Below are 15,443 nucleotides of genomic sequence, written 5' to 3'. Positions count from 1 at the left end.
ACTCAGGCCGGGTAGATCGCGCCGAGAACCCGCGCGCCGCGCGCCCCGGTCACGCTGGCCAGATTGCCTGCCTCGCGCCGCACCGTGCAGCGCGCGAGCCAGGCAAAAGCCGCGGCTTCAACCTGCTGCGGCGGAAGGCCCTGGTCGGTCGATGCCACCACCTTCACACCAGGAAGCAGCGCGCGCAGGCGCCCGAGCAGATGGTCATTCAGTGCGCCACCGCCGCACACGATCAGCAGTTTGCTATCTTTTCCGTAGCGAAGAAGGTCGGCGGCGCAGGTACTGGCCGTCAGTTCGGTCAGCGTGGCCTGCACGTCGGCGGGTGCCATGGCCGTGGTGCCGAGCTGCGAAGCCAGCCAGGTCGGATTGAACAGGTCGCGCCCCGTGCTTTTCGGCGGCGCCTTGGCGAAATACGGGTCGGCCCGCAACTGCGCGAGCAGTTGGGGCAGCACCTGGCCACTGGCCGCCCACTGGCCGCCACGATCGAAGGGCTGGCCCTGATAGGTTTGGCACCAGTGATCCATCAGCGCATTGCCGGGGCCGCAGTCGAAGCCCAGCACGATGGCGCCGTCGAGGGCATTGGTGGCCGGAAGCAGGCTCAGGTTGGAAATACCGCCGATGTTCAGCACCGCGACGGTCTCGTCGGCGTGCGCGAACAGGGCGCGGTGAAACGCCGGCACCAGCGGTGCGCCCTGGCCGCCGGCGGCGAGATCGCGGCTGCGAAAGTCGCCGACCACGTCGATGCCGGTCAGTTCGGCCAGCAGCGAGGGGTTGTTGATCTGCAGGGTGTAGCCGACGTCGTCGAATTCGAGCGGCCGGTGGCGCACCGTCTGGCCGTGCGCGCCGATGGCGGCGATCGCTCCGGCGGCGATGCCGCTGTCCGCAAGCAACTGCTGCACCACCCCCGCATAGGCTTGCGCGAGCCCGTTGCCGGCCAGGGCTGCGCGGTGCAGTTCGTTATCGCCGGGGGTGTTGAGTGCCAGGAGTTCCGCGCGCAAGGTCACGGGAAACTCCGCGGTGGCGTAGGCCTTCACCGCGATCCGGCCATCGGAAAAGTCGGCAAGCACGCCATCGACGCCGTCGAGCGAGGTGCCCGACATCAGGCCGATGAAAAGTTCGGCGGCCATCTCGGGATCGGTGTCTGGAGAAGGCCGCCGCGAGCCTGATCAGTCTGCGCTGGCCTGGATGACGGAGAAGGCGGCTGCCAGTTCGGTGCGAGCGCCGACGGCGATTCGCTCGAACGCCGGGCGCAGGGCCGCGGTGATCGGGGCGCCGCCTTCTTGCGCGATGGTGGCCGGGTCCTGGTAAACACCGCCCACGCGGAATTCGAAGTGCAGGTGCGGGCCGGTCGCCCAGCCGGTGGAGCCCACGGCGCCGATCGCCTGGCCCTGGCTCACGCTCTGGCCGGCCTTGACGTCGATGCGGCTCAGGTGCGCATACGCCGTCTGCTGGTTGTTGCGGTGGTTGATGATGACGATGTTGCCGTAGCCGCTTTGCGTGCCCGCGAAGTCAACCGTGCCGTCGCCGACCGTGCGCACCGAGGTGCCGGTCGGGGCTGCGTAGTCGATGCCGTTGTGCTGGCGCCAGCTGTTCAGGATCGGATGCATGCGCATCGCGAAGCCGCTGGACACGCGCGAGAACTCGACCGGCGTTGCCAGGTAGGCCTTGCGCAGGCTGTCGCCGTTCGGACGGTAGTAGCTGCCCTTCTGGTTCGCGCCCGGGGGCTGGAACCAGACGGCCTGGTGGATCCTGCCGTTGTTCTCGAACTCGGCCGAAAGCACGCGGCCGCTGCGCAGCGCCTGGCCGTCGGCCTCGAAGGTCTCGTAGACCACGGCGAAACGGTCGCCCTTGCGGAGCGCGCGCACGTCGACGTCGCCCGCAAAGATGTCGGCCAGCTGGCTTGCCACCGCGTCGGGAATGCGCGCGTCGTCGGTGGCGGCGAACAGCGAAGTGCGGATGGTGCCGCTCGCCAGGCGGGTGCCCGGCGTCAGCGTGTCACGCTCGGTGAGGGCGACGAAGCCGACCGGCGTGCGCTCGATCACGAAGCGCTTGAAGCCGCCGTCGCCATCGGGAATCCAGCGGGCGCTGAGCTTCTTGAGCTGGTTTTCCTGGGTGGCCTCGGCGGTGACGGTGCGGCCGACGCGCGCGAACAGCGCTGCGCGAGCTTCGCCGCTGCTGCGCACGAAGGCGGTGGCGGCGGGGTCCGAAATGCCCAGGCGCCGGAGGAGGGCTTCGGCCGTGTCGCTGGCGCGGGTGGTGTCGGTGCGGAACAGCGTGAAGCTGAAGCCTTCGAGCGACGCGCTCTGGTCCGCGAAAGACTGCGGCGCGGCAGTGGCTTCGAGGATCTGGTGGACCGGAAGGTCGGAAGCGTCAGGACCCAGCGAGGCCACCGCGAGGGTGCCGGCGCTCAGCATGGCCGCGGCGATGATCGCCGTGATCTGCTTGGGGTAGGTCCGGAACGTATAGGCCACGCGAGAAGCGAGAAGCTCCTCGGCGGCAAGAATGCCGTTGATCAAACTATGAATTCCAGCTCAGGTTCTGCAAATCCGTGCTGCAAGGCCCAGTACGTTCAGGGCGGCAGGAGACGGTGCGGAAAAAGCGCCGCTTAGAATTCGGCGCTTGAAAAGTCGGGCTGAGTATAGCTTCGGCACCCAAAAAGTCAGCTAAAAAAGCCCATGAACGCCGAATCTGTTACATCCGTGGCCCTCTCAAATAGTGTAGGACGTGCGCTCGAAATATCCCTCCGCGGCGCTGACGAGCTGCTGCCGCAGGACGAGTGGGTGCGCAAGCTGCAGCGCTCCGAAGCCACCGGAACCCCCCTTCGCATCAAGCTCGGGCTCGACCCGACCGCCCCGGACATCCACATCGGCCACACGGTGGTGCTCAACAAGATGCGCCAGCTCCAGGACCTGGGGCACCGGGTGATCTTTTTGATCGGCGACTTCACCACGACCATCGGCGATCCGTCCGGCCGCAACAGCACCCGTCCGCCGCTCACCCGGGAGCAGATCGAGGCCAACGCCCAGACTTATTACAAGCAAGCCAGCCTGGTGCTGGACCCCGAGAAGACCGAGATTCGCTACAACTCCGAGTGGAGCGACCCGCTGGGCGCCCGCGGAATGATCCAGCTGGCCGCCAAGTACACGGTCGCCCGGATGATGGAGCGGGACGACTTCAACAAGCGGTTCAAGGCCGGCCAGTCGATATCGGTCCACGAACTCCTCTACCCGCTGATGCAGGGCTACGACTCGGTGGCGCTCAAGAGCGATCTCGAATTGGGTGGCACCGACCAGAAGTTCAACCTGCTCGTCGGGCGCCATCTCCAGCAGGAATACGGCCAAGAACCGCAGTGCATCCTCACTATGCCGTTGCTGGAAGGGCTCGATGGCGTCGAGAAGATGTCCAAGAGCAAGAACAACTACATCGGCATCAGCGAAGACGCCAACACCATGTTCGCCAAGGTGCTGTCGATTTCCGATGACCTGATGTGGCGTTGGTACACGCTCTTGAGCTTCCAGTCGCTGGAGCAGATCGAGGCGCTGAAGGCCGAGATTGCGGGTGGCCGCAACCCGAAGGACGCGAAGGTCGCGCTGGCCAAGGAAATCACCGCCCGCTTCCACAGCGCAGCGGCGGCCGAAACGGCGGAGCAGGACTTCATCAACCGCAGCAAGGGCGGCGTGCCGGACGAGATTCCCGAGGTGTCGCTCGGCGGCGCGCCGCTGGGCATTGCCCAGTTGCTCAAGCAGGCGAATCTGGCGCCGTCGACCTCGGAAGGCAACCGCCTCATCGAGGGTGGCGGCGTGCGCGTCGATTCGGTCGTCGTCAGCGACAAGGCGCTGAAGCTGCCCGCAGGCAGCTACGTGGTACAGGTCGGCAAGCGCAAGTTTGCCCGCGTGACCCTGAGCTGACCCAAAAGAAAAGGCCCCTCAGGGCCTTTTTGCTTTCCTGTCTGATCAATCACCCGATTGATCGATCACCGGACTTCGATGGTGACCCGCCGGTTGCGCGGCTCGTCCACCTCGTCGGCGGTCGGCACGGCCAGGTCGCGCTCGCCGCGGCCGACGGCCTCGACGCGGTTGGCCGGGAACTGCCGCTCGACGAACAGCTGAACCACTTCCTGCGCCCGGCGGCGCGACAGCTGGTCGTTCGATTCGCCGCTGCCCTTGGTGTCGGTATGGCCCGTCACCACGATGTCGCCGCCGCTGCGTGCCAGCGCCGCGGCCAGTGCCTCGGTCATGATCTGCTGCGAAGCCGGCGTCAGCGTGGTGCCGCCGACTTCGAAGAACACGGTATAGCGCTGCGGCGGAGGCGGGCGCATGTCGAAGAGCGGCTTGTTCTCTGCCTGGATCTTGGCCGGATCGGCCTGGTCGACCACCGGCGCGCCGCTGGCGCCCACCGCGGCGGTTGCACGCTGGTAGGGCTTGGAAAGGACTTCTTCCCCGTCCTTGGCGCGCACCACGACGGCGGACGGCTTGCCGTCGGCCTGCGGCAGCAGCACCACCCGCGTGCCCGGTGTCGAGCAGGCGGCTAGCAATGCGGTGATCAGTGCAGTGGCAAGAAGAAGGAGTGGGCGGGGCGACATGCGCATTGTCATCAGGGCTTTCCGTCGGCTTGAACGATGAAGTCGGTGCCGCGAATGCCGATGGTGGCGGTCTGCGTCTCGACCCGTACCGCATCGGGGTTGGTCTTGCCGATCAGGCCCGTGATCATGCGCATCGAGCCGCGCAGCAGCGAGACCAGCAGGCCGCCGTCGCGGGTGGTGGAATCGAAGTGGAATTCCTTCAGGTCCAGGCGCGAGGAAGGACCGACCACCAGCGTCGTGTCGTCCCGCAGCACCACGGCGGCCGAGGAGTCGGGGCCGGTCACGATGCGGTCGACGGCCCCCAGGGCATCGCCGGCGGCAGCGGTGCGGGTGGTGCCAGCGGCACCGAGCAGCTGCACATTGCCGCGCACCGATTTCACGAAACCGGCCTGGAGGTCGGCAACCGCGGCGGCCGGCGTAGCCGGCTGCTGCTGAGGTGCTTGGGCTTGGGCGATCGCGGTGGCGCCCAGCAGGGCGAGGCCGCCCAGAATGTTCAAAAAGTTTTTCATCGTCCCGACTCTCTGCGAAGAATGTTTCGCAATAGTCAAAATATTAAGCCGAAGGCGTTACATATAGACACTGCGTCGATAATTCAGCGCTATCTTGCGGCCTTTTGCCGTTTTTTGCGTCGTCTTTTGTCGATTCATCGTCCCGGTTGTCCATGACGCTCACTCCCAAAACACTGCTTCGCGTCTCCGTGGTAGTTGCCCTGGCCACCATCGTGCTCAAGGGGCTGGCGGGCTACATGACGAATTCGATGGGTCTGATCTCCGATGCGATGGAGTCGTTCGTCAATCTTGCCAGCGCCATGTTCGCCTTGGCAATGGTGACCATCGCCGAGCGGCCGGCCGACGACGACCATCCCTATGGCCACCACAAGGCCGAGTACTTTTCCTCCGGTTTCGAAGGCATCCTGATCGTCGGCGCCGCGGCGGCGATCCTCTGGGTGTCGGTGCAGCGGCTGCTGTCGCCGCAGCCGCTCGAGCAACTGGGCTGGGGCCTGGCGCTGTCGGTGTTCAGCTCGGGCCTCAATGCGGCGCTGGCGGTGATGCTGTTCCGCGCGGCGCGCACCCACCGCTCCATCGCGCTGGAGGCCGACGGCCGCCACCTGATGACCGACGTGTGGACCTCCGCCGCCGTGGTCGTCGGCATCGTCGGCGTGCACTTCAGCGGCTGGTTGTGGCTCGACCCGCTCCTGGCCATCGGCGTGGCGCTCAACATCGTGCGCGAGGGCGTGAAGCTGGTGTGGCGCTCCTCGCAGGGCCTGATGGACGAAGCGCTGGACGCCGAAACGCTCGCCATCGTGCGCGCCACGCTCGACGCCTTCGCAGCCCGCCAGCCCGACGGCGGCCGGCTGCGTTTCGACGACATGGTGACGCGCGGCGCCGGCCAGCGTCGCTTTGCCGACCTGCACATGCACGTGCCCGGCGACTGGACCTTGCAGAGCGCCGCCAGCCTTCGTGACGAACTCGAGCAGGCCCTGATGGACGCCGTGCCCGGCCTGCGCGTCACCATCCAGCTGCTGCCGCTGACCATGGAAGCGCGCGCCACTCAGATCACCCAGATCGCGGAAGAACAAAAACCGTGAAAGCCATCCTCCAGCGCGTCGCGAATGCCCGCGTCGACATTGCCGGTCAGACCGTCGGCGCCATCGATGCCGGCCTGCTCGTCCTCTTGTGCGCGGAACGCGGCGACGTCGATGCGCTCGCCGACCGCATGCTCGCCAAGATCCTCAAGCTGCGCATCTTCTCGGACGAGGCCGGCAAGATGAACCGCAGCGTGCAGGACATCGGCGGCGGACTGCTCGTCGTGAGCCAGTTCACGCTGGCGGCCGACGTGAGCGGCGGCAACCGCCCGAGCTTCACGCTCGCGGCGCCGCCCGACGAAGGCCGCCGGCTCTACGGGTATTTCGTGGCGCAGGCGCGCGCTGCGCATCCGGTGGTGGCCACCGGCGAGTTCGGCGCCGACATGCAGGTGCACCTGGTCAACGACGGGCCGGTCACGATCCCGCTGCAGATGTCCGCGTAACTACTTGCCGTAGGGATTGCGGATGCCCAGCTCCGCGAGGATCTGGATCTCGTACGCCTCCATCTCGTCGGCGTCGGCTTCGCTGGTCTCGTGGTCCCAGCCCTGTGCGTGCAGCGTGCCGTGCACCAGCAGGTGCGCGTAGTGCGCGGCCAGCGTCTTGCGCTGCTCCTTCGCCTCGCGCGCGACCACCGGGGCGCACAGCACCAGGTCGGCCATCGCGACCGGGCTCTGCGCATAGTCGAAGGTCAGGACGTTGGTCGCGTAGTCCTTGCCGCGGAACTCGCGGTTCAGACGCTGGCCTTCGTCGGCATCGACGATGCGCACCGTGATCTCGCCGTCGATGTCCAGCGCATGGCGGATGCAGCGTGCGACGCTGTGGCGCGGCAGCGCGGCGCGGTGCCGCTCGACGCCCTTGAAGCGCCCGAACTGCAGCGAGAGAGAAAGTGCCGGCAGCGCCATCTCAGTGCGCGCCGCTGCGCTTGCGTTGTCCGTCGTAGGCATCGACGATCTTCGCCACCAGCGGATGCCGCACCACGTCGGCACTCGTGAAGTGCGTGATCGCGATGCCGCTCACGCGCCTGAGCACGCGCTCGGCGTCGATCAGTCCGCTCAGTTGCTGCTTGGGCAGATCGATCTGGCTCACGTCGCCTGTCACCACCGCCTTCGCGCCGAAGCCGATGCGCGTGAGGAACATCTTCATCTGCTCGACCGTGGTGTTCTGCGCTTCGTCCAGGATCACGAACGCGTTGTTCAGCGTACGCCCGCGCATGAAGGCCAGCGGCGCGATCTCCAGCGCGTTGCGCTCGAAGGCCTTCTGCACCTTCTCGTAGCCCATGAGGTCGTAGAGCGCGTCGTACAGCGGCCGCAGGTAGGGATCGACCTTCTGCGTCAGGTCGCCCGGCAGAAAGCCGAGCCGCTCGCCCGCTTCCACGGCCGGCCGCGTGAGCACGATGCGCTGCACCGCCGCGCGTTCCAGCGCATCGACCGCGCAGGCCACCGCGAGGTAGGTCTTGCCGGTGCCTGCCGGGCCGATGCCGAAGGTGATGTCGTGCTTGGCGATGTTGTCCAGGTACAGCGCCTGCGTCGGCGTGCGCGCGCGCAGGTCGGCGCGGCGGGTGACCAGCATGGCCGCGTCCTCGTCGCTCATCGAGCCGTCGCCGGCCAGCGTGAGCTGCACCACGGCGGGGTCGATCGGGCGCTGGGCGATTTCGTACAGCGCCTGCAGCACGTCCATCGCGCGTTGCGCCGGGGCCTTGGGGCCGTCGACCTTGAACTGTTCGTGGCGGTGCGCGATCTTCACGCCCAGCGCTTCCTCGATGCGACGCAGATGGGCATCGAGCGGTCCGCACAGGTGTCCGAGGCGCGAGTTGTTCGGTGGGGTAAAGGTGTGTCGCAGAATCACGCCGGACATTTCAAGGAAAAAGGGCACCCATGATAGGCAAACTCACCGGCGTACTTGCCGAGCGCAACCCACCGCAAGTGGTGGTGGACTGCAACGGCGTCGGCTACGAGGTCGATGTGCCGATGAGCACGTTCTACAACCTGCCCGGCACCGGAGAGCGCGTTTCGCTGCTCACGCACTTCGTGGTGCGCGAGGACGCGCAGATTCTCTACGGTTTCGGCACCGCCGAGGAGCGCGCAGCTTTCCGTCAGCTCATCAAGATCACCGGCGTGGGCCCGCGCACCGCGCTGGGCCTGCTCTCGGGCATGAGCGTGGGCGAGCTGTCGCAGGCGATCACCACGCAGGAGCTCGGCCGGCTCGTGAAGATCCCGGGCATCGGCAAGAAGACCGCCGAGCGGTTGCTGCTCGAACTCAAGGGCAAGCTGGGCGCCGACATCGGCCTGCCCACGCACGCGGCCTCTGATGCGCAGGCCGACATCCTGCAGGCACTGATTGCGCTGGGCTACAGCGACAAGGAAGCGGCGCTCGCGCTCAAGGCGCTGCCGAAGGATGCGACGGTGAGCGAAGGCATCAAGCTGGCACTGAAGGCCCTGGCCAAGTGAGCCTGCGAGGCGCATGGTCGCGCGTCGAGGCGCTGCGCCACGAGTCGGTCCACAGCGACTCGCTGCTCATGCGCGCGGCCCTGATCGGCTGCGTGCCGATTCTGCTGGTCTACGGATGCGCGGGCATCGTCTACGGGAACCTGCCGATGATGACGCCGGCCGGCTTCATCGACATGCCGGGCGCCTGCGCGTGGCTCACCGCGGCGATGGCGTTTGCGCTGGCGATCCTCGCGACCGACTGGCTGGTCCGCGGCGAACTGACACCACCCCCGCCACAGACCGTCGTGGTGACGAAGCGCTGGAGCCGCGGCAGCTACACGCAGACCATCATGCCGCCGCATGTCTTCCCCGAGCCTCGCTCTTCATGGCAGCGCATCGGTTGCCTGGGCGTTGCGGCCGTGGCCTGTGTGTCTGCGCTGGTGGGCCGTGCCACGCTCGCGCTGGGCTGGCAGGCCTTCGCGCGGCCGGGCGGTCTCGCGCCTCAGGCGGAGTGGCCTCTCTTGCCGCTGCAGTGGGCCTGGCCCTGGCTGTTGCCGCTGGCCCGCCGCCCCATCGTGCTCGGCCTCATCGGCGCGGGGGCGGTGCTGCTGGTGGCCGCCTACCTGCTGGAGTGGCGCAAGGTGCGCGGCGCATGGTTTCCGTTCCTGACCGTGCTGCCGATGCTGCTGGCGGTGGGCTTCCTGGGCGATGCGGCCTTCGATTTCGCGGCCGCGCGAAGCCTGGGCGGGCTGGTCGAGCCGGAGCTGGCAAGCGAGCTGGCGCAGCAGCCGGGCCACTACAACGTCTTCAATTTCCTGAGCCTCTGGGGCGGCATCGGCTCCGGCACCGTGGGCTTGATCCTCGGCTTCTGGCTGGGACGGTCGCGCGTGATGGACGAGGTCCAGGACTGAGCTTGCCTCAGGGATGGATCTTCTCGCCCTTCGCGAGCATCGCCACGAACTGCGCGATGCGCCGCGCACGCGTCTCCAGCTTCTTCGCGCCCTGTGTGCGAAACAGCACCGCGTAGCGATTGCGCGAGTCCAGCGTGGCGAAGAATTTCGCGGCTTTCTTGTTGGCGTCGAGCGCGGCCTGCAGATCGGGCGGCACGGTCGCCACGCTCGCGGCGTCGTAGGCGGCTTCCCAGCGCCCGTCGGCCTTCGCGCGTTCCACCTCGGCCAGCCCGGCCGGCTGCATGCGTTCTTCTTCGATCAGCTTCAACGCCTTGTCGCGGTTGATCTTCGACCAGGTGCTGCGCGCGGTGCGCGGCGTGAAGCGCTGCAGGAAATACTGTTCGCCGTCGCCCTTGCGCTGCCCGTCGATCCATCCGAAGCACAGCGCGATCTCCAGCGCCTCGGGGTGGTCGATGGAGGCGATGCCGCTGGCTTTCTTCGCGATGCGCAGCCACACGCCGGCGTGGGTGGCATGGTGGCTTTTGTACCAGCGCTTCAATGCTGCGGCATTGGCGCATTCGACCGGCGCGTCGTCGACGATGCGCTCCGCTTTCGCTGCGGGCTTCACCACTTTTTTGGCGGCCGCCGTGCTCACGGCACCCACCAGTAACGCACCGCGTGAAAGTAGATCGGCGCCGCGAAGATCACCGAATCCAGCCGGTCGAGCATGCCGCCATGGCCTTCGATCATCGAGCCCCAGTCCTTCACACCGCGGTCGCGCTTGATGGCCGACATCACGAGGCCGCCGAAGAAGCCCATGAAGCAGATCATGAAAGCCATCAACGCCGCCTGCCACGGGTTGAACGGCGTCGCCCAGTAGAGCGCCGCGCCCAGCGCGGTGGCGCTCGCCACGCCGCCGATCAGGCCTTCCCAGGTCTTGGAGGGCGAAAGCTCGGGCGCCACCTTTCGCTTGCCGAAGAGCTTGCCCCACACGTACTGCAGCACGTCGCTGCCCTGCACCACGATCACCAGGAACGCGATCAACAGGAGGTTGCGGCCCTCGAAGCCCGGAATCTGGAGCGTGAGCAGCGCGGGCACGTGGCTGATGCAGAACACGCACACCATCAGGCCCCACTGGATCTTGGAGGTGCGCTCCAGAAAGCGCTGCGTGTCGCCGCCCACGGCCGCGAGGATCGGCAGGATCAGGAAGGCGTAGACCGGGATGAAGATCGAATAGAGCCCGTACCACTCGATCCAGATCAAGAAGTACTGCCCCGGCAGCGCGACGAAGAACGCGAGCGCGATCGCCGCATGGTCGCCGCGCCGCGTGTACGCGAGGCTGATGAACTCGCGCAGCGCATAGAACGAGATCAGGTAGAACAGCACGATCACGCCGCCCTTGCCGAACGCGAAGGCCAGCCCGATCACCGCGACCATCACCCACCACGCGTTCACGCGCGAGTTGAGGTTGTCGATCACCGAATGCGGCTGGCCGTGCGCCACCCGCCACTTGAGCAGCGCGCCGATGGCCGAGGCCAGCACCAGCACGCCGAAGACGCCGCCGAAGAGCTTGAGCGTGGTCCACGCGAAAGGAGACAGTTCCATCATGATGCGGCGCCCTCGGCCTTGTCGTTGCGGTCGTATTCGGGGCGCAGGTCGAGCATGGCGGCGCGCGCGCGGGCTATGAATGTGTTTTTATCCTCACCCTCCGCCAGCACGATCGGCGCGCCGAAGCGCACCGTGCAGGCCAGCGGAATCGGCACCAGCGTGCCCTTGGGCAGCACGCGCTTGAGGTTCTCGATCCACACTGGCACGAGCCGCACGTTGGGGCAGGCGCGGGCCAGGTGGAAGAGGCCGCTCTTGAGCGGCAGCAGGATCTCGTCGCCGGTGTTGCGCGTGCCCTCGGGAAACATGATGAGCGAGTCGCCGCCTTCCAGCGCCTCCTTCATCTGCTCGACCGGGTTGTCGCCCTGGCCCGAGCCGTCGCGGCGGATCATGAGTGCGTTGAACACGTCGGCGCCGATGAACTGGCGCACCTTCGAGGCCATCCAGTAGTCCTGCCCCGCCACCGGCCGGGTGAGGGCACGCAGGTCGGGCGGCAATGTGGCCCACAGCAGCACGAAGTCGCCGTGGCTCGTGTGATTGGCGAAATAGAGCGTCTGCTCGGCCTTGGGCGTGGTGCCGCTCCAGATGGCACGCACGCCTGTCAGCAGGCCCGCCGCGCCGATGATGAGCTTGCCCGCCACCACGGCGAGCGCGCGGCGCAGCACCGTGCTTTCGGGCTTGGGCTTGTCGCTGCTCTTGTTGTTCTCGTTTTCGTCGGTCAAGAGAAATCCTGTGTCATCAAGGCAAGAAGGAACATGGCGCTCTGGCAGGCCACCACGATGGCATGGCGCTGCATGAGTTGGCGGGTGCCCTGCACGCGGTCGTCGAGCGGCCGTGTGGAAGGCGACGATGCCGCATTGCGAAGGCCCAGGCGGTCCAGCGCGCGGTCGAGCGCATCGAGCGAGGCGATGGTGCCGTGCGCCAGGTCGCCGAACAGCGTCTGGTCCAGTCGCAGCCGGAAGGCGAAATAGCGTTCGAGCACGCCGAGGATCACCACCGCGCCGAAGCCCATGGTGGGCGTGGTCGGCAGTGAGCGCAGCGTGAGCGCGAGCACCAGCGCCGCGATGCTCGTCAGCGCAAAGCCCCAGATCGCCAGCACCATGAAGGCACGCAGCAGGCCGGCGAGCGCGGCGCAGGTGGCGCGGTCGTTGTCAGTCATGGGGTGGCACCTCCCGCACGGAGTGACGGAGCAGCGCGAGCGAACTCAGCCACGCGGGGCGCAGCACGATCTGCGGCCGCGCACGGCGCACCGCGTCTTCGGCTTGCGCGAGGCCGCCCGTCGAGCCGTAGCAACCCAGCCAGGCGATCACCGCCGCGGCGCTGCGAGAAAAGCCGAGCGCACAGCAGACCCACACCGGCGCGCCCTCTGCGTTGCGTCGCTGGCCTTCGATGACCACGGCCGCGCGCTGCAGCCGCACGGTTGGCGGCACCGTCAGGTCGAGCAAGGGCACGCAGCGTGCATGCGGCACACCGGCCGGCATCTGCAGTTCGGCGCACAGGCTCACCAGGCGCGGCTTGCCGGCGGCGAGCCATTCGGCGTGCGTGGGACGCCGGCCGAGCCGCAAGCCAGGCACCACCTCGACCGACGCGGGCAGCTTGCGCGTCCAGAGCCAGGCGTTGATCGCGGCGCCGAGCCGGTAGGGCGCGAAGATCCAGCGCGCCGCCCAACCCATGCGGCCGTGTCCATCCATCTGGAAGCCGCGCGCGCCGAAGCCGATGTAGTTGAGCGCCACGAAGGCGAGCGATGCGGCCGGCCACGCGAGCCAGAGCCACATGCCGCCGCCGTACAAGGCCGCGGCGAGGAGCAGCGACGCACCCACCGCATAGAACCCCGCGAGCTTCCAGCGCTGTGGATCGCGCGTGACTTGCCAGGAACGCCGCATCGACACCACCCGCTCCAGCGGCCACAGCCACACGCACACCACCCCGAGCAGCGCACCGGTCGGAATGTCGATGAAGTGGTGCTGCCACGTCGTGAGCACCGAGGCGCAAATCGCGAACGCCCACACATGCAGCACCAGCCGCGCCCACAGCGGGCGGATGAACTGCCGGTACCAGTCCCACAGGATCACGGCCAGCGCGATGTGCAGCGAGGGCGCCTGGTTGAATGGCTGGTCGAAACCGCGCAGCGCATTGAACAAAAAGGCCGGCGCGCCATCGACCGGCGGCTGCCCGAAGCTGAAGTGCAGCGGCCAGAGGATGAAGCAGGTGCAGGCGATCAAGGTGGCCGTGACCAGCCGCAGCGCATGCCGGTCCAGCGTGTGCCTGCTGCGCGCGAGGAACAGCGACAGCGCGTAGAACACGTTGATCGTCCAGTACGGAAAGATCGTCCACGGCCAGAACGGGATCTGCCGCTCCCAGTCGAAGGCCATCGAAGGCACGTTCGCACGCGTGGTGGCCCACCAGTTGGCGAAGCCGTAGGTCGCATAGAACAGCGGCCCGAGAAACACGAGCCAAGCGACTGCGCGCTTCCAGGGCCGTTGCGCGAGCCAGGCGGTCATCGGAAAGCCTCCGTGCTGCGCACTGCGGCGCGAGCTTGCTTGGGGCGGCCCGGCGCGGCGCTCATCTGCCCGTGCGTACCGCCAGCGAGACCGTGAAGATCCCCCACTCGTCGACCCGCTGGTCGATCTTGCGGAAGCCCGCTTCTTCCACCAGCTGGTCCATCTCGACCTGCGTGCGGCGGCGCATCACCCAGGCCTCGCCCTGGCGGTGGCTGGTGAGGGCGCGCGCGATCATTTCCAGTTGCGGATGCCACGGCTGCCCGGTGTAGACGAGATAGCCGCGGTCTTCCACCGCGTCGCCTACGCCCGCGAGCGAGCGCTGCACCATTTCGTTGTCGGGAAAGAGCTCGTACAGGCCCGACACCACCGCGAGCGTGGGCCGCGGCGTCACCGTGGCGAGGCTGATGCGGTCGAAGGCATCGGCCTGCACGAACTGCGCGGTGTCCTGCAGGCCCTTCTCGGCGATGAGGGCGCGGCCGTCGCGCACGTTGATGTCGCTGTAGTCGCGCAGCAGGATCGAGCTGGCCTTCACCGGGCTCGCGAGCACCGCGTCGAGCACATAGCGGCCGTGGCCGGCGGCGATGTCCATCACCCGCACTTCGCGGTGCATTTCGGCCAGGCGCTCCATCGCGATGCGGATCAGCTCCTCGACATGGAGCTTGCGCTGCCGGATGCCGCGCCAGCCGATCGAGTTGAGGTAGGTGTTGTCGATGCTCCGGCCCAGCGGGCCCTTGCCTTCGGGGTGGTTGCGGTAGACGTAGTCGAGCGTGCTGCCCGAGTCGAAGCCGGTCTTGTGGCCGAGCGCGATGCCGCTGGAGAGCTTGCCGCCGATGCGCAGCCCACCGCGCGTGAGGGCCCAGTAGGCGCCGCGCGGCGACAGCGGCGAGAGCGGCTCGGCCAGCGCGCGCGATTCGTCGGCCGTGTCGCCGGCGAGGTGCGCGGCCGTGCGGTCGACCGGCACGGCCGGCGCATCGAAGCGCTGCAGGATGAATTCGCGGATCTGCGCCACGGCCGGCGCGCGGTCTTTCTCGCCCAGCGTGTCGTGGAAGAAGCCTGGCAGCTCCGTCTTGGTCTTGACTGCGCTGCCCAGCCGTTCGAAGAACTGGTGCTGCGGCTTGTGGTGCACCACCCAGTCGGCGCCGGAGATCAGCAGCTGAACGGGCAGAGTGATCGCATTCGCATCGGTCACCACGCGGTCGGCCGCTTCGTACAGACCCAACAGGATATTGACCGCAATGGGCCGCGAGATCAGCGGATCGCTCTCGTAGCTCGCGATGCGCTCGGGGTCGTGCGTGAGGAACTTCGCCTTCACGTAGCTGTTGACGAAGAACAGGCCGCGCAGCTTGTGCATCAGCCCGAGTCCGGCGCGCGCGAAGGGCACGTAGAGCTTCACCTTGAAGGCGGGCGACGCCAGCGTGAGGCCGCGCACCTTGGGGGCGTAGTCGTGCGCCCAGGTGGCGATCAGCACCGCGCCCACGCTCTGCGCGACGACGTGGATGTCCTGCTCGGCCACGCCGTGCGCCGTTCCGATGTGATGCACGAAGGTCTGCACGTCGCGCACCGAGGTGCCGAAGCTCGGGCTGTAGCCGCGCTGGCCCGGGGAGCGGCCGTGGCCGCGCGCGTCCCAGGCGTAGAAGTCGAAGTCGGGCAGGTCGAGCTCGTCGACCAGGTGCGCCATGCGCGCGCCGTGTTCGTGGCCGCGGTGGAACAGCACGATGGCGCCGCGGCGCACGGCGCCCGTGGCCGGCCAGCGGCGGTAGAAAAGCGATTCGCCGTCGTGCGTCTGGAAGTGCAGCTCTTGTGCGATGCGTGGGGTGGTGTCTGTCATTGAGTCCCTGTGAATCCTGTCTTGGT

At 67.6% G+C, this 15,443-nt stretch carries 17 protein-coding genes; 5 read left to right on the top strand and 12 right to left on the bottom strand.

The features are described 5' to 3' along the window. Positions 1–2: 2 nt before the first annotated feature. Both J2W23_RS13980 and J2W23_RS13975 read right to left on the bottom strand, forming a co-directional pair. The gene (locus J2W23_RS13980; RefSeq protein ID WP_307649161.1) at positions 3–1,127 is read right to left on the bottom strand and encodes an anhydro-N-acetylmuramic acid kinase; all 1,125 of its coding nucleotides are present in this window, start codon (positions 1,125–1,127) and stop codon (positions 3–5) included. A 39-nt stretch (positions 1,128–1,166) separates the two neighbouring features. Then, the gene (locus J2W23_RS13975) at positions 1,167–2,516 is read right to left on the bottom strand and encodes a M23 family metallopeptidase (protein WP_176661652.1); all 1,350 of its coding nucleotides are present in this window, start codon (positions 2,514–2,516) and stop codon (positions 1,167–1,169) included. Positions 2,517–2,675: 159 nt separating this feature from the next. On the opposite strand from J2W23_RS13975, the gene tyrS reads away from it, so the two are divergent. Beyond that, positions 2,676–3,908: a tyrosine--tRNA ligase gene (gene tyrS, locus J2W23_RS13970; protein WP_307649160.1), complete on the top strand. Its 1,233-nt coding sequence runs from the start codon at positions 2,676–2,678 to the stop codon at positions 3,906–3,908. 65 nt (positions 3,909–3,973) lie between these two features. Here the strand turns inward: tyrS and J2W23_RS13965 are convergent, their stop codons facing one another. Both J2W23_RS13965 and J2W23_RS13960 read right to left on the bottom strand, forming a co-directional pair. Then, positions 3,974–4,594 carry an OmpA family protein gene (locus J2W23_RS13965; protein WP_307649159.1) on the bottom strand — a complete coding sequence of 207 codons (621 nt, stop codon included), beginning with the start codon at positions 4,592–4,594 and terminating at the stop codon, positions 3,974–3,976. Beyond that, positions 4,594–5,091 (bottom strand): FecR family protein, encoded by a 498-nt coding sequence (locus J2W23_RS13960; protein WP_307649158.1) that lies wholly within the window; start codon positions 5,089–5,091, stop codon positions 4,594–4,596. The genes J2W23_RS13965 and J2W23_RS13960 overlap by 1 nt, the downstream gene beginning before the upstream one ends. 152 nt (positions 5,092–5,243) lie before the next feature. Between J2W23_RS13960 and J2W23_RS13955 the strand changes: the two genes are divergently transcribed. Both J2W23_RS13955 and dtd read left to right on the top strand, forming a co-directional pair. Next, positions 5,244–6,170, top strand: coding sequence for a cation diffusion facilitator family transporter (locus J2W23_RS13955; protein WP_307649157.1), 927 nt, complete (start codon positions 5,244–5,246; stop codon positions 6,168–6,170). Next, entirely contained in the window at positions 6,167–6,610 is a 444-nt protein-coding gene (gene dtd / locus J2W23_RS13950) for a D-aminoacyl-tRNA deacylase (protein WP_307649156.1), read from the top strand. Before J2W23_RS13955 ends, dtd begins: the two co-directional genes overlap by 4 nt. Here dtd and ybeY read toward each other — a convergent pair whose 3' ends face one another. Further along, complete coding sequence (gene ybeY / locus J2W23_RS13945) at positions 6,611–7,069, bottom strand: rRNA maturation RNase YbeY (RefSeq protein ID WP_206175710.1); 459 nt, start codon at positions 7,067–7,069, stop codon at positions 6,611–6,613. Between the two features lies 1 nt (position 7,070). Beyond that, positions 7,071–8,021: a PhoH family protein gene (locus J2W23_RS13940; protein WP_176661657.1), complete on the bottom strand. Its 951-nt coding sequence runs from the start codon at positions 8,019–8,021 to the stop codon at positions 7,071–7,073. Between the two features lie 20 nt (positions 8,022–8,041). On the opposite strand from J2W23_RS13940, the gene ruvA reads away from it, so the two are divergent. Both ruvA and J2W23_RS13930 read left to right on the top strand, forming a co-directional pair. Next, positions 8,042–8,614: a Holliday junction branch migration protein RuvA gene (gene ruvA, locus J2W23_RS13935; protein ID WP_013543652.1), complete on the top strand. Its 573-nt coding sequence runs from the start codon at positions 8,042–8,044 to the stop codon at positions 8,612–8,614. After that, positions 8,611–9,504, top strand: a complete 894-nt coding sequence (locus J2W23_RS13930; protein WP_307649155.1) for a hypothetical protein — start codon at positions 8,611–8,613, stop codon at positions 9,502–9,504. Before ruvA ends, J2W23_RS13930 begins: the two co-directional genes overlap by 4 nt. A 7-nt stretch (positions 9,505–9,511) precedes the next feature. Here the strand turns inward: J2W23_RS13930 and J2W23_RS13925 are convergent, their stop codons facing one another. From J2W23_RS13925 to J2W23_RS13900, 6 genes are all read right to left on the bottom strand, one after another. Beyond that, positions 9,512–10,138, bottom strand: coding sequence for a YdeI/OmpD-associated family protein (locus J2W23_RS13925; RefSeq protein WP_307649154.1), 627 nt, complete (start codon positions 10,136–10,138; stop codon positions 9,512–9,514). Then, a complete protein-coding gene (locus tag J2W23_RS13920) occupies positions 10,135–11,091 on the bottom strand; it encodes a phosphatidate cytidylyltransferase (RefSeq protein WP_307649153.1) in 957 nt (318 codons plus the stop codon). Before J2W23_RS13920 ends, J2W23_RS13925 begins: the two co-directional genes overlap by 4 nt. Beyond that, positions 11,088–11,753, bottom strand: coding sequence for a lysophospholipid acyltransferase family protein (locus tag J2W23_RS13915; RefSeq protein WP_176661719.1), 666 nt, complete (start codon positions 11,751–11,753; stop codon positions 11,088–11,090). Before J2W23_RS13915 ends, J2W23_RS13920 begins: the two co-directional genes overlap by 4 nt. A gap of 53 nt (positions 11,754–11,806) precedes the next feature. Further along, the gene (locus J2W23_RS13910; RefSeq protein ID WP_307649152.1) at positions 11,807–12,247 is read right to left on the bottom strand and encodes a hypothetical protein; all 441 of its coding nucleotides are present in this window, start codon (positions 12,245–12,247) and stop codon (positions 11,807–11,809) included. After that, positions 12,240–13,589: a phosphatase PAP2/dual specificity phosphatase family protein gene (locus J2W23_RS13905; protein WP_307649151.1), complete on the bottom strand. Its 1,350-nt coding sequence runs from the start codon at positions 13,587–13,589 to the stop codon at positions 12,240–12,242. The genes J2W23_RS13910 and J2W23_RS13905 overlap by 8 nt, the downstream gene beginning before the upstream one ends. Positions 13,590–13,650: 61 nt before the next feature. Continuing rightward, the gene (locus J2W23_RS13900) at positions 13,651–15,417 is read right to left on the bottom strand and encodes a bifunctional alpha/beta hydrolase/class I SAM-dependent methyltransferase (RefSeq protein WP_307649150.1); all 1,767 of its coding nucleotides are present in this window, start codon (positions 15,415–15,417) and stop codon (positions 13,651–13,653) included. Positions 15,418–15,443 lie beyond the last annotated feature (26 nt).

This window comes from Variovorax boronicumulans, assembly GCF_030812215.1.
GTDB lineage: Bacteria > Pseudomonadota > Gammaproteobacteria > Burkholderiales > Burkholderiaceae_C > Variovorax > Variovorax boronicumulans_C.
This window is presented reverse-complemented; position numbering and strand designations above follow the sequence as displayed.

Excerpts from the sequence above, each read along its gene's own strand:
- J2W23_RS13980 (WP_307649161.1), bottom strand. The coding sequence starts at position 1,127 with ATGGCCGCCGAACTTTTCATCGGCCTGATGTCGGGCACCTCGCTCGAC.
- tyrS (WP_307649160.1), top strand. The coding sequence starts at position 2,676 with ATGAACGCCGAATCTGTTACATCCGTGGCCCTCTCAAATAGTGTAGGA.
- J2W23_RS13965 (WP_307649159.1), bottom strand. The coding sequence starts at position 4,594 with ATGACAATGCGCATGTCGCCCCGCCCACTCCTTCTTCTTGCCACTGCA.
- J2W23_RS13960 (WP_307649158.1), bottom strand. The coding sequence starts at position 5,091 with ATGAAAAACTTTTTGAACATTCTGGGCGGCCTCGCCCTGCTGGGCGCC.
- J2W23_RS13955 (WP_307649157.1), top strand. The coding sequence starts at position 5,244 with ATGACGCTCACTCCCAAAACACTGCTTCGCGTCTCCGTGGTAGTTGCC.
- ybeY (WP_206175710.1), bottom strand. The coding sequence starts at position 7,069 with ATGGCGCTGCCGGCACTTTCTCTCTCGCTGCAGTTCGGGCGCTTCAAG.
- J2W23_RS13940 (WP_176661657.1), bottom strand. The coding sequence starts at position 8,021 with ATGTCCGGCGTGATTCTGCGACACACCTTTACCCCACCGAACAACTCG.
- ruvA (WP_013543652.1), top strand. The coding sequence starts at position 8,042 with ATGATAGGCAAACTCACCGGCGTACTTGCCGAGCGCAACCCACCGCAA.
- J2W23_RS13920 (WP_307649153.1), bottom strand. The coding sequence starts at position 11,091 with ATGATGGAACTGTCTCCTTTCGCGTGGACCACGCTCAAGCTCTTCGGC.
- J2W23_RS13910 (WP_307649152.1), bottom strand. The coding sequence starts at position 12,247 with ATGACTGACAACGACCGCGCCACCTGCGCCGCGCTCGCCGGCCTGCTG.
- J2W23_RS13905 (WP_307649151.1), bottom strand. The coding sequence starts at position 13,589 with ATGACCGCCTGGCTCGCGCAACGGCCCTGGAAGCGCGCAGTCGCTTGG.
- J2W23_RS13900 (WP_307649150.1), bottom strand. The coding sequence starts at position 15,417 with ATGACAGACACCACCCCACGCATCGCACAAGAGCTGCACTTCCAGACG.